This window comes from Spirosoma jeollabukense (assembly GCF_054777855.1).
In genome coordinates this window covers 59,439-71,535 of record NZ_BAAHAD010000012.1, presented here as the reverse complement: position 1 = coordinate 71,535, position 12,097 = coordinate 59,439, and the positions used below count along the sequence as shown (strand labels likewise).

General features: G+C 43.2%; 11 protein-coding genes and 1 pseudogene. 2 read left to right on the top strand and 10 right to left on the bottom strand.

Annotation, left to right across the window (positions count from 1 at the left end; translation table 11 throughout):
* Positions 1-7 precede the first annotated feature (7 nt).
* Positions 8-2,026: a hypothetical protein gene (locus ACYVEA_RS28780; protein ID WP_461116871.1), complete on the top strand. Its 2,019-nt coding sequence runs from the start codon at positions 8-10 to the stop codon at positions 2,024-2,026.
* 140 nt (positions 2,027-2,166) lie between these two features.
* On the opposite strand, the gene ACYVEA_RS28775 is transcribed toward ACYVEA_RS28780, so the two are convergent.
* From ACYVEA_RS28775 to ACYVEA_RS28730, 10 genes and pseudogenes are all read right to left on the bottom strand, one after another.
* A complete protein-coding gene (locus ACYVEA_RS28775) occupies positions 2,167-3,315 on the bottom strand; it encodes a cysteine desulfurase family protein (protein WP_461116870.1) in 1,149 nt (382 codons plus the stop codon).
* Between the two features lie 323 nt (positions 3,316-3,638).
* A complete protein-coding gene (locus ACYVEA_RS28770) occupies positions 3,639-3,866 on the bottom strand; it encodes a hypothetical protein (protein WP_461116869.1) in 228 nt (75 codons plus the stop codon).
* 72 nt (positions 3,867-3,938) lie between these two features.
* Positions 3,939-4,325 carry a helix-turn-helix domain-containing protein gene (locus ACYVEA_RS28765; protein WP_461116868.1) on the bottom strand — a complete coding sequence of 129 codons (387 nt, stop codon included), beginning with the start codon at positions 4,323-4,325 and terminating at the stop codon, positions 3,939-3,941.
* A gap of 11 nt (positions 4,326-4,336) precedes the next feature.
* The gene (locus ACYVEA_RS28760; protein ID WP_461116867.1) at positions 4,337-4,633 is read right to left on the bottom strand and encodes a type II toxin-antitoxin system HigB family toxin; all 297 of its coding nucleotides are present in this window, start codon (positions 4,631-4,633) and stop codon (positions 4,337-4,339) included.
* A 446-nt stretch (positions 4,634-5,079) separates the two neighbouring features.
* A pseudogene (locus tag ACYVEA_RS28755) lies at positions 5,080-5,478 on the bottom strand (type II toxin-antitoxin system VapC family toxin).
* On the bottom strand, positions 5,478-5,693 hold the full coding sequence (locus ACYVEA_RS28750; RefSeq protein ID WP_461116866.1) for a hypothetical protein: 216 nt from the start codon (positions 5,691-5,693) through the stop codon (positions 5,478-5,480). Before ACYVEA_RS28750 ends, ACYVEA_RS28755 begins: the two are co-directional and overlap by 1 nt.
* Before the next feature lie 214 nt (positions 5,694-5,907).
* Entirely contained in the window at positions 5,908-6,513 is a 606-nt protein-coding gene (locus ACYVEA_RS28745; protein ID WP_461116865.1) for a recombinase family protein, read from the bottom strand.
* A gap of 241 nt (positions 6,514-6,754) precedes the next feature.
* Positions 6,755-7,324: a hypothetical protein gene (locus ACYVEA_RS28740; RefSeq protein ID WP_461116864.1), complete on the bottom strand. Its 570-nt coding sequence runs from the start codon at positions 7,322-7,324 to the stop codon at positions 6,755-6,757.
* Between the two features lie 11 nt (positions 7,325-7,335).
* Positions 7,336-8,655: an NAD(P)/FAD-dependent oxidoreductase gene (locus tag ACYVEA_RS28735; RefSeq protein WP_461116863.1), complete on the bottom strand. Its 1,320-nt coding sequence runs from the start codon at positions 8,653-8,655 to the stop codon at positions 7,336-7,338.
* 41 nt (positions 8,656-8,696) lie between these two features.
* Positions 8,697-9,395 carry an SDR family NAD(P)-dependent oxidoreductase gene (locus ACYVEA_RS28730; protein ID WP_461116862.1) on the bottom strand — a complete coding sequence of 233 codons (699 nt, stop codon included), beginning with the start codon at positions 9,393-9,395 and terminating at the stop codon, positions 8,697-8,699.
* 619 nt (positions 9,396-10,014) lie between these two features.
* Between ACYVEA_RS28730 and ACYVEA_RS28725 the strand changes: the two genes are divergently transcribed.
* On the top strand, positions 10,015-12,081 hold the full coding sequence (locus ACYVEA_RS28725; protein ID WP_461116861.1) for a sigma 54-interacting transcriptional regulator: 2,067 nt from the start codon (positions 10,015-10,017) through the stop codon (positions 12,079-12,081).
* Positions 12,082-12,097: the final 16 nt, after the last annotated feature.

Below are 12,097 nucleotides of genomic sequence, written 5' to 3'. Positions count from 1 at the left end.
TACAAAAATGAATAAGCTACTCGTTATACAAAGAACGCTGCCCGGAGCACCAAATGACGGGCAGTTTATTTCTTATGATTTTGACATATTGAACGATCATCTCAGCTCTATTGAAGTGACAGTTCTCGATGCTCCTTCTACCTCCTATGAAAGCTTTGATGACTATGTTTCTATATCTAAAGCAGGCCTCTTAAAATCTATTTTGTCAGTAGAATTTGATGTGATTGCTATTCCGGCCACTTACGGGCCTTCTCCCTTATCGTATGATGGCTTTCAATTGGCTATGCATATTCGCCTTAGCATTGAGTTGCAAAAAAAACGGTATGTACCCATTATCCTCATGGGGTTTGAAGAACTGGGGCAACTGGCTCAATTGGGGTGTTCGTACCTTTCTTTCTTAAGCACTCCTCAGGTTTACTATACTGAGGAGTCATTCGATGGGCTGCTGTCATTTGTGAAAAATGAATGGCAATTTCTGAAGCCGATAGATAACCAGAATTTGGTAACCAGTTTAGCGCAATATCCGATTACCCCCCCGCCCCACCTTGAATCTAATCATTCGCTGGCCAATGAATGGGGAGCTTTGGAACTGGACCAGTTGACGGCTAACGTGCTTTCTGGCCAGCCAGAATGGATTGAAAACAGTTTATATATTAAATACTTAAAAGTGAAGCTAGGCTATGCGTCCGGAGAGTCAGATACACTCAAATTGTCGGAGGTTCTAAATGAAGGCAAGCCTTTTAACCCCAATCAAAAGCCTAAAATATTATACATTGACGACGAATACAATAAAGGTTGGGAACAAACCCTCAAAGCAATCTTTGAAGAGGCAAAAATTGAATTTGACTGTGTAAAAGAACTTAAGAAAGGACAAAGCCGCCAGGAGGTGCTAAAACTTATTAAAGACAAATTAAAGTCAGATGATTGGAATTTAATCCTACTTGATATAAGGTTAACTGAGCAAGATTACCAGGAAGAAAACTCAATTAATTTTTCAGGTTTGGAAGCTTTAAAAATAATAAAACAGCATAATCCGATCTTACCAGTAATTATGTTCACCGCCTCCACAAAAGCAAAAACGTTAGACAGTTTTACCGACCATGGAGCCGACGGTTTTTACATCAAGTATAGTCCTGATATTAACCGTACACCCGCAACTGTACGCAATGATGTAACCGCGCTTTTTGCACTTGTAAAAATTTGCTTACAAAAATATGCTGTCCTATTTCCTTTCTGGAAAGGCATTAGGGATATCGAGAATGTAAATCTGATCCAGGAGAAAAGAGTTGGTACACCGGAGGAAACCTGTTTTCATAAACGCATTCTCGAACGCCTTTGTATGTTCATAGGATTATTAAAAAAAACCTATGAGGAAACAGCTTTTGATAGAGATAACTTCTATTATGAAGAAAGTGAAACGGCTTTCTTAACTCTATGGAGTTGCCTAAATGAAATTTCCGAATGCTATTTTGAGAAAACATCAAAATTTCATCCTTTCAATTCAACAAATAATTCTTGTATCTATCTAAATAACGATAATACCAGAATTGAGGTATTAGAATGGCATTTAGAAGTAGGTGGTAGATCTCAATATTTCATTAAATATTTATCTAAGCCTAAATTAAATAATAGTGGTAACTATTCAGAGTATCAGGGAAAATATATTTTTCAAGAAACATCGGAAATATATTTACGAAAGAATTCACCATTTTATGTTTTTGATCAACCACCAGTATTTAAAGAACAGCGTATTCTCTACGCCAATGCTCTTCAGATGCAAATAGCATTTATAATATACAAGAAGTTTATTTTTTTAAGATGGAGTATAAAAGAACATAATTTACAAAAGCTGCATGAGTTAAATAAGCTTCGTAACCATCTGTATTTGACCCATGGGGATAATGATACTAACGCTGACTACACAAAAACATTACGCGATACTAATGTTAAAGTAACTATGGATGACATAAAAAACCTATTCGGACTCGTTTATTTCTTGTTAAAGGGTATAATGCCCAATATTTAATCAAATAATTGGTCTAAAAACTATTGATTCAGGCCGCTTTGAGTACCCTCATGTCGAAATACGAAAATAATTTTTGTAACTCCGTATGCTACTGATTGTGGTTTACGGTTATTAAACAAGTCCTCCAATTAAACGCCCCATTAAAGAGACGAATGATATAAGCTAATTGCTTGATTAATTAACCGAACTGCCGTATTGATCTCCTCTTTTGTCGTATACCGTCCCAGCGAAAAACGGATAGCTCCAAAAGCCTCATCATCTGTTAATCCCATTGCTTTTAATACATGAGATGGCTCAAACACAGCTGAGGAACAGGCTGACCCATTGGACAGCGCTAAATCTTTTAGTTGCTCAATTAATACATTTGCATTTACTCTAGGAAAAGTAATATTTGTGACATTGTAAAGCCGACTTGAAATATTGCCATTTACAAATGCACCGTCAATCTCTAATAAGGATGTCTCTAACAGATTACGAAGCTTAGAAACTCGCTGCTCATCTGTTACCATCATTCGTTGTGCCAGTTCGCAAGCTTGTCCTATCCCAATAATTCCTGGAACATTAAGCGTACCACTTCGAAAGCCGCGTTCGTGACCACCACCATGCGTAGTGGCTGCCAATTGCACACGCCATTGAGAACGCTGCCGTAAAAATAATCCCCCGATGCCTTTTGGTCCATAAAATTTGTGAGCTGAAAATGCCAATAAGTCAACTTCTAACTCATCAACATTGATAGGCATCTTACCAACAGCCTGCGTTGCATCTGTCATGAATAAAGCTCCGACTTCGTGGGCTAAATCAGCAATCTGTCGTATTGGTTGTATTACTCCTGTTTCATTGTTGACTAGCATGACAACCACTAGTAGTGTATCAAAGCGTAATACTTCGCGCAATTTATCAACCTGAATTAAACCATCACGGTCAACAGGTAGATAAGTTACTTCATATCCACAGGATTCCATGAAATGGCATACATCTAAAACTGCAGCATGCTCTGTTTTTATAGTGACAATATGTTTTCTATTACTCGAATCATTTTCAGCAACCCCTTTAATCGCTAAGTTTATTGATTCAGTTGCACCGGCCGTGAATATGATTTCATTTGAATCACAGCCAACTAGATCTGCTACTTGAGAACGTGCATTTTCAACCCTGTCATTTATGATCTTCCCAAATCCATGCGCACTTGAAGCATTGCCATAAAAGTCTAGTAGATAAGGCATCATTGAATCAAGTACTTCAGGATCCATCCGAGTGGTTGAATTATTGTCGAGATAGATTAGTTCCATAAATTAATTTGATAATAACATTGTGGGTCGCGTCTGAACGGTGTTGGTTAACAAATTTAACTATTGGCTCAATAATCCATAGAATACTAAGCTACAGGCACTTAGATCCTAATAATTTCTGTATTCTCATTTGTCAATAACTATTATGAATACCTTCAACTACCAGCAAAAAAGGTAATTAGCTTTTTAATTTAACTGATATTTCTTCAAAATCTTACTTTTTGAATTGGGAAAACTTTAGAACAATCTTCTACTGTAATTATAGTCTTTTAACTATTAATAATATCACTCAAAAAAGCTTAGACGAAAAGGCGGTCTTTTTACTATATTTTATTTTCCTTAATTAATCTATTCGCATAAACAATATCTTCGAAAGTTCTTAGATACTGTATTTCTTTCCAAGCCCTTTCTGCTCCCTGCTCAAGCTGATGCTTAGTTTGCCAATCTAAGGTAGAGTTGAAAATACAAAAGCGCATATATTCTTCAATCTCATTTGCATCAGATTCGTCACAATTCACAGTCTCAATAATTAGTTTTATGTAAAATGACATGTGTTAGTAGAGATTGATTTTGAAATTATTTTTTACAAAATATTAAATTATTAAATAACCAGTGACTGATACTTAGGCATGTTCTAAAATAAAATCAGCATCAATCTTAAGTTTTGTACGAAGCATCTTGGCCAAGTCCATGGATACCCGGCGTTTGCCTCGTAACACCTCAGAAAGCCTAGTTTCAGGTACCTCCAGTAAGCGTGCCATATCCCGTTGCTTCATTTTCTTCTCATACATTTTAAACTCAATCATTTCAGCAATAGTCTGAGGCACTTTGATCGGCATCAGCGGGATGCTATCTTCATAAGCTTCCGCTAATTCTGATAACAAAGCTAATTCATTACCTTCATCGGGTGTTAGCGCATCAAACCCCCCTCCTACTGTTGCTTTCTCTACGAAGGTTTCAATGCGAGCCATGAGTTTTTGATACTCTGCTGGGTTGGTTGGCAACTGCATAATCAATTTATTTAAACAATTGAACAATCAGGGATTTTATCATACTGAGAATGTGTACCGACAAAGCGAATAAACACGGTTCGTTTGTCAAAGAAAATCATAGCAACTATGCGATACTTATTGCCCCTTACATTAAATACAAAACGGTCATTACCCACGTAATCCACCGAATTGAAGGTTTGCTTGATATCCGCCAAACTTTTCCAATCGGAGGTCTTAACTGTAGTATACCAATCATTGAGAGCTAATGCTGAATCAGTATGCTGAAGGCCAAACTCGTTGAGTATTGTTTTTGTAATGATGACCATTTACTCCCCTTTTCTAATTGTTTAAAATTACTAACAGTAAATTACATAATCAACTATTTATTTACATAATATGTAATTTTATTAGTACGGGATAAAGTGGCGATATAGATAGAATGCCTGTATGTATGTTATATATTTATGCACTTAATAAAACCAATCGTGTATGTTCGAGCTATTAGACAAAACTATACTCAAGGCTTGGTAACAACATTGAATAAAAACTGGTCAGATAAACCTCAACCCAGCCTAAAACGTTGAACAATCAAATTGAACGGGTTTATTGAACGCGAAAAAGCTGTTTGCGGACACCTATCTCCTACCCTGCCACCGTTCAGAAAAACGTCCCATAGTGGTGGGGCAAACGTTGTTTTAGGTCGGTAGGTAGGTAAAACACACCCGAATTAGCGTACAATTATGTATGAGGGTAATTGCAGTTAAATCGAAGGCTATTGAATCAAGGTTATATAAGGCATATATTGATTAAACTTGCTATCGTCGGATATTAACGTGAGACTATCGGCAAAAGCCGTGGCAATTAATAAACGGTCGAAGGGGTCGCGGTGATCCTCATACAGCGGGATCGACTGATATGCGTCTAAATGATGGGGCAGGATAGGCAGGAGCTGAATAGCCAATACACCGGTCATTTCCTGAAAGACTTCAGTAGAAGATCATGTGGTGTCGAGTTTGCCAATCTTTTTCTTGATGGAAATTTCAAGCAGCGAAGCGACACTCACAAACACTTCGTTGGTGGTGCTGCGAATCAACTCCGCTGCCCGAGCGGACAACTGGGCATCAGCTTCCAGCACCCACAACAAAATATGCGTATCAATCAGTATGTGCATTACATGTAGTCTTTCAAATCATCCAGGGGCTCATTGAAGTCCGGTGCCAGTTTAAAGCTACCCTTCATGGTGCCAAAAGGACGTTCCGTTATTTCCGGCTGATTGATCGCGACTGGGTGCTTTATGGCTTTATTGGTGGCTGCCATCTGTCGAATAAAGGCCAAGACGGCCTTGCCCGTCTCGTCGCGATCATCGATTTCCAGTTGATAAATCAAAGCTACTGTCGGCCTAGGCCATGTTAAAAGATACGTAGGACAAGTTAACACTTTCATGTAAATACAAGGTCAACCTGCCTTGAAAAGAACAGCTAGAAAGGTAATGAAGCATTTAATAGGTTTCTGAATGGACATCTGACAAATGTCAACCTGCTTCGTGGCATCATTTAACAAACGTTCGTTTGATAAATATCAAATCCAGTACATCTTTTTGCTAAGTTGTAGCCGTTTGGTTTTGAACGGGAGCACCTATTTCCACCCCGCGTAGGCGAAGGTACTTATACAGGGTGGTTTTAGAGATATGTAATTCACGGGCAATTTGCTCGACCGAGTAATTGGCTTCTTTGTAAAGACTTTCACCAATTCGGGCTTTCTGCTCACCGGCTTTTGATAGCCCTTTACGTCGGCCAAGAAGTTGCCCCCGTCGTCGGGCGGAGGCCAAACCGGCCAGAGTCCGCTCCCGAATCACCTCCCGCTCAAACTCAGCCAGACTGGCGAAAATACGAAAAACCAGCCGACCTTGAGCCGTCGTAGTGTCGATGGGGTCGTTTAGACTAACTAAGCCAATATGTTGCTCTTCTAACTGAGTCACGATCTCAATCAAGTGATTTAGGGAACGGCCCAAGCGATCCAGTTTCCAAATCATCAACGTATCTCCCTCCCGGATGATTTCGAGTAACCTGTTCAATTCAGGCCGTTCGGTTTTAGACCCACTGGCTTTTTCCTGAAAGATTTTCGAGCAACCTGCTGCATTAAGGGCATCTAGCTGAAGCGCCAGATTTTGATCTTGAGTAGAGACTCGCGCATAACCTAACTTCATGGTATAAGGGTAGCTATCTCATGTAAAAGAGAAGTTAAAAATCTATTTTCGATCCAGCGAGCAGGTTGTAGGCGTTGAAGTTACTGAATAATCATGTTTCTTAGGATCAATTGTATGGGTTGTGAATGTCATAATTAATGTGACGATCATTTACCCTTCCTGTCTGAAATCGTTCACGAAAAAGTCTGCTTAAATAGATGGGTGCCCTCAATCGTGAAAACTAATGAAGCTTACTATATAGTTACTGAGAGGATGCGTCAATTTGCAAACGACGGGTCGTAGTCAATAATGACATACTTAATCCGATAAATAGTAATCCCGACCATCGAATAGAGTTTTCGCCCAATGGCTGCTGTAAGACAACGAACGCTATTCCCCCGCAGATCAAGACGTTTATCATATGAGTGATGGTAATTGAAAAGTCGCTGACCTTACCTGACGATTGCACACCCAAGAACACATAAATGGTTTCTACGGCCTGCAACATAGCAACGAACAGTCCCCAACCACCCAGTGTTAACCCAATACTCATGGTCGGGTTATCGCGATAAAGCAGCAAGAATATGCCGGTCAAACTATCTAGCAGGCCCGCAGCCAAATACCAATTTGTATCGTTTATATGAACACGATTTACCTGCCAGAACCGAATTGCCAGAAGACCTTCGATAAGCATAATCGAGCTCAAAAAGGCAACGATACTGGATGAAAAACCGGGATCAGCGCACAGTAGTACAACGCCAAAAAGAGCCCAGAAGCCTGATCGCCAATACAGCACTGACCAGGAGGTAGACGTTCGAAAAGCATTTTTCATAGTCCGGAAAGCTAAAGAGGAACAGAGGCCCCTGAAACGCTGGTTACGGCTTCAACAGGAGCATTCTGAAATCGGGTGATTAGCCGGGAAGCCCGGCTGTAGCTGAAGTAATTGACCGCCCAGTTCAGTACCGTCGACGCTTTGTTGCGGAAGCCAACCAATAAAAGAAGGTGCACGCCCATCCAGAGTAGCCAGGCCAGAAACCCCTGCGTGTGCCAGAAGGGGAGTTCAACGACCGCCCGGTTGCGGCCAATAACGGCCATTACGCCTTTATTTAGGTAGCGAAACGGTTGAAGCGGCTGCTGCTGGCTTAGAGAAACTAAATTCTTCGCCAGCCATTGCCCTTGCTGTATTGCAGGGGGAGCCAATCCCGGAAGCCCCTGTAGATAATCTGGAAGCACTTGCAAGGCATTATCACCAATGGCGAAAACGTTCCCATAGCCCTCCACCTGATTAACCGCATTGACCCTATACCGATTTCCTTTTCCAACACTGGCGGGCGATAAGCCCGGAATGAGTACGCCTTCCACTCCGGCCGTCCAGAACAAGGTTTTCGCAGCATGCGTGTCTCCATTACTAAGCGTAACGACCCGGCCATCGTAGGATTGAACCATGACTTTTAAGTGCACCGTTACGCCCATCCGCTTCAGAAACTGATGGGCCTTTCGGGAGGAATCTTCTCCCATGCTTTTTAATAGGCGGTTGTTTCCCTCGATCAGGTGAATCTTCATGTGTTTAAGGGGCAGTTCGGGGTAGTCTTTGGCAAGTACAATATCTCGCAGTTCAGCAATGGCACCGGCCAGCTCAACGCCCGTTGGACCACCACCGGCAATGACGATGTTCAATTGTTCGAGTTGTTGCTGCTCATTGGCTAGTTCCAGTGCCTGTTCACTATTTTCAAGCAGTCGACTCCGCAAGGCCAGGGCATTTCTCACCGTCTTCATAGGCAGAGCGTAACGGGTCAGCTCGTCATTCCCGTAATAATTGGCTTGTGAGCCGCAGGCCAGCACCAGGTAATCGTAGTGCAGGGTACCAATGGAGGTGTCCAGTTTATGGTGCTGTGGATCGATCTGTAGTACCTCCGCCATTCGAAAATGGAAATGGGGTTGTCCAGTAAATATTTCACGAACGGGTTCGGCAATGGCGTCGGGTTCAAGCCCGGCCGTCGCCACCTGATAAAGCAGCGGCAAAAACGTGTGGTAATTATTCCTGTCGAGCAATACTACCTCAAGCGCTTTTCCTTTCAGGGACTTCGCCAGTTGTATACCGCCAAACCCACTGCCCACAATGACCACACGGGGTAAACCGGAATCGGGAATGTTAATCTCCATCAGTTCATTAGTTTATGAGTGAATTAATTACCCGCCAGCGGCTAGGCCCGATTGTATACCTTAAGTATAGGTTCTCGTAAGGCACGGCCCGCGCCAAAAAGCATAAAGGCAATCGTGTCGGCCAAGGTTTGCGGATTGACCCAGGCCGTAAAGTCGGCATCCGGCATTACACCACGGTTTGCTGCGGTATCAATAACACTGGGAGCAATGACGGTAGAGACAATATCATGCTCCTTACCCGACGCATTGATCAGGTCCGATAATTCGAACAACAGTGATTTGGATAAAGTATACGCCACCGCTTGCCGACCGAATTGAGCATTTAATGGTTGCCTGGCACCAATCAGTACGAACCGGCCTCCGTTGGATTGGCTACTCATGTGGGCAAAAAGTGGCTGAATGACATGATAAGCCGTTTTGAAATTTACCGTCATCATGCTATCGAGTAAGGTCCCATCCGTCTCCGTCAGTGAACCACCTGCATACCCACCCGCTAAAAGAATCGCTGCGTCGATAGGACCGTGTTTATGAATAACCCGTTGGATTAACTTCTGAACCTGATCTTCATCCGCCAGGTCTGTTTCATAGGTAAACAGCAAGTCTGAAAAGCCATGAATAAGGTTTTGCGGATTGTCGCTGTACTGGCGCGTTGCAATAACGAGATGCCCTTCGCTCAGCAGGGTTTGGGTGACCACGTGGCCTAAGCCACCAGAAGCACCGGTTATGAATAGGGTAGCCATGAGTACACAGATGCGTTTGTTCAGGAGCTATTAACATTAAAAGTCAAGCGTCAACAGCTTCCTGATCCGTTTTTGTGCCAGTATTATTTTTTGGCTACGAATTTTACAAACAGGCCTTTTCAGGCGATTGAGGGGTATTTAGACTTGAAGGGATACGCTATACACGAGCACAAACATCCAAACTAGTCGGACTTTTAATAGACTACTCCATTATTTTTGGGGTTTACTATAGCTGAAAGGGAGTACTTGATCATGGCGGTCAGCAACAAGATTCGCTCCAGCTAGGACTGTTTCTATTCGCTGTTCAGTCAATCGCTACTGATCGGATCAAAGTAAACTGGAGAACTCCAGTAAATCTGGGGGTTTCTACAGTTGATCTGTAGTTCCATTAAGCCGGTGATTGAGTTTTACGCCTAGTCAAACAGATTGGCAAATTAAATTTATCGTTTAAAAACACGTATTTGCTGCTACAGTGACTGGCCCTTGGATTGTTTGCTTCCTGGAAGCAACTACCCGTAGATAAACTAATTATCTTTACTTACTGTCCTGGTAGGGCGCAATTCTTGTAAGGTCAACAGAAAGGTAGTCTGAATGTACACTTTCTCTATGTTCCTAAACTATGCAGCAACACCTCAACCCTACTCTTTCCTCCACCTCAGCCTGTCAAATTCTGATCGTTGAAGATGAATACATTATCGCCAATGACCTGGAGTTGATTCTGCACGTTGCCGGTTATCCTGTTTTGGGAGTAGCCGATTCGGTGGCCGAAGCCCTGACACTTATTGCGCAGCATAGGCCTGATATGGTCTTGCTCGACATTTATCTGAAAGGAAAAGAAACCGGCATCGACTTAGCCAAACAGCTGGAAGACATGGGCATTCCGTTCATCTACATCTCGGCTAATGACAACAAAAGCGTACTGGAACAGGTAAAAGCTACGCAGCCCAGTGGCTACATTGTGAAGCCTTTTCGGGAAAAAGATATATTGACAACGCTGGAAATCAGCCGGTACCGTCACGCGCACAGTGTTGAGATGAGACTACGGGAGGAAAAAGCGTTGCAAATTGGCCTCACCGATGCCTTGTCAGCATCGGAAAGTTGGGAACAGAAACTACTGAACGCGGCCAGATTACTGCAACCTAACGTCCCATTCGACTTTCTGACGATTCAGTATCAGAAGAACGGTGTCAATCAGAGTTATAACTTCTACCAGATCGGATTTGACGAATATAAAACCCTTACCCTGAACGATCTGCAACCGATGACGGGCTATAGCGCGGACCAACTGCTGGCGATGCAAAGCGGGATGCGCTTTCGGGAACCTGTCTGCTATAATAAAGAAGTCTTCGACGATTTTTGTCAAACCCACCGCTATGGGCAGGTGCTCGCTAAATCATTCCGACTCCAGTCAGGGCTAGTCATGCCGCTGCGGATGAGCGGCAACGACTCGTTTGTGATTCTATTTCTGAGCCGAAAAACCGATGTATATCGTGCGTCGCACCTGACGCTACTGGAACGGTTAGAACAGCCAATCGTTCTCATGCTGGAGCGTGTGCTGGCTTTTGAGGAGGTAGCCCGGCTCAGCGAACAGCTCCAGCGCGAAAAGAACTACCTTCAGGAGGAGGTTAAAACGTCGGCCAATTTTGAAGAAATCATTGGTCGTAGCCAGTCGTTACTACGGGTTTTTGAGCAGGTCAACCAGGTTGCATATACCGATACAACGGTGTTGATCCTGGGCGAGAGTGGAACCGGCAAAGAGCTAATTGCCAGAGCTATTCACAATCTATCCCCCCGAAAGAGCAAGATCCTGGTCAAAATCAACTGTGCCGCGCTCCCCGCCACACTCATCGAATCGGAACTGTTCGGTCATGAGAAAGGGGCTTTTACGGGAGCTTTCGAGAAACGGATTGGCAAGTTTGAACTGGCCCAGGAGGGTACTATTTTCCTGGATGAGATTGGGGAGTTGCCCCTGGAGCTACAGGCCAAGCTTTTACGGGTTTTGCAGGAAAAGGAAATAGAACGAATCGGTGGCAAAACGCCTATTAAAACTGATGTGCGGATCATTGCTGCAACAAACCGTAATCTGGAAAAAGAAGTAGCCGAAGGGCGCTTCCGGATGGATCTTTATTTTCGGCTCGCCACCTTTCCCATCACCTTACCGGCTCTACGCGAACGAGCAGGGGATATTCCGTTACTGGCTCACTTTTTCGCCCAGAAATCAGCCCGGAAAATGGGGAAACCCTTTCGCGGGATCAATCCTCAGGTACTCGCTGAACTGGTCAACTACGCCTGGCCGGGCAACATTCGGGAACTGGAAAACGTCATGGAGCAGGCCGTAATTCTTAATGATGGGCAGACACCCCTCGAATTAGGTCGGCCTTTAGTAAGTAATCTATTTCTATTCAGTAGACCTACCTTACCCCCGGAGAATGACAGTCGTGATTCCAGTCAATCGACTAGCTCTCCTCCAAAAGACCTGAATGACATAAAACAGATTCAGCAGCAGACGGAACGTGACTATATTCTGGCGGTGCTCAAGCGCACCAATGGTCGCATCCGGGGCAGTAATGGGGCGGCTGAACTACTCAACCTGAAACCAACAACGCTGGAATACCGGATGGATAAACTGGGCATTCGCAAAACACTTTCCGTTGAGCCTAAAGCTTCCCATACTGATCCTGATTGAAGGATTCACCGTAAAC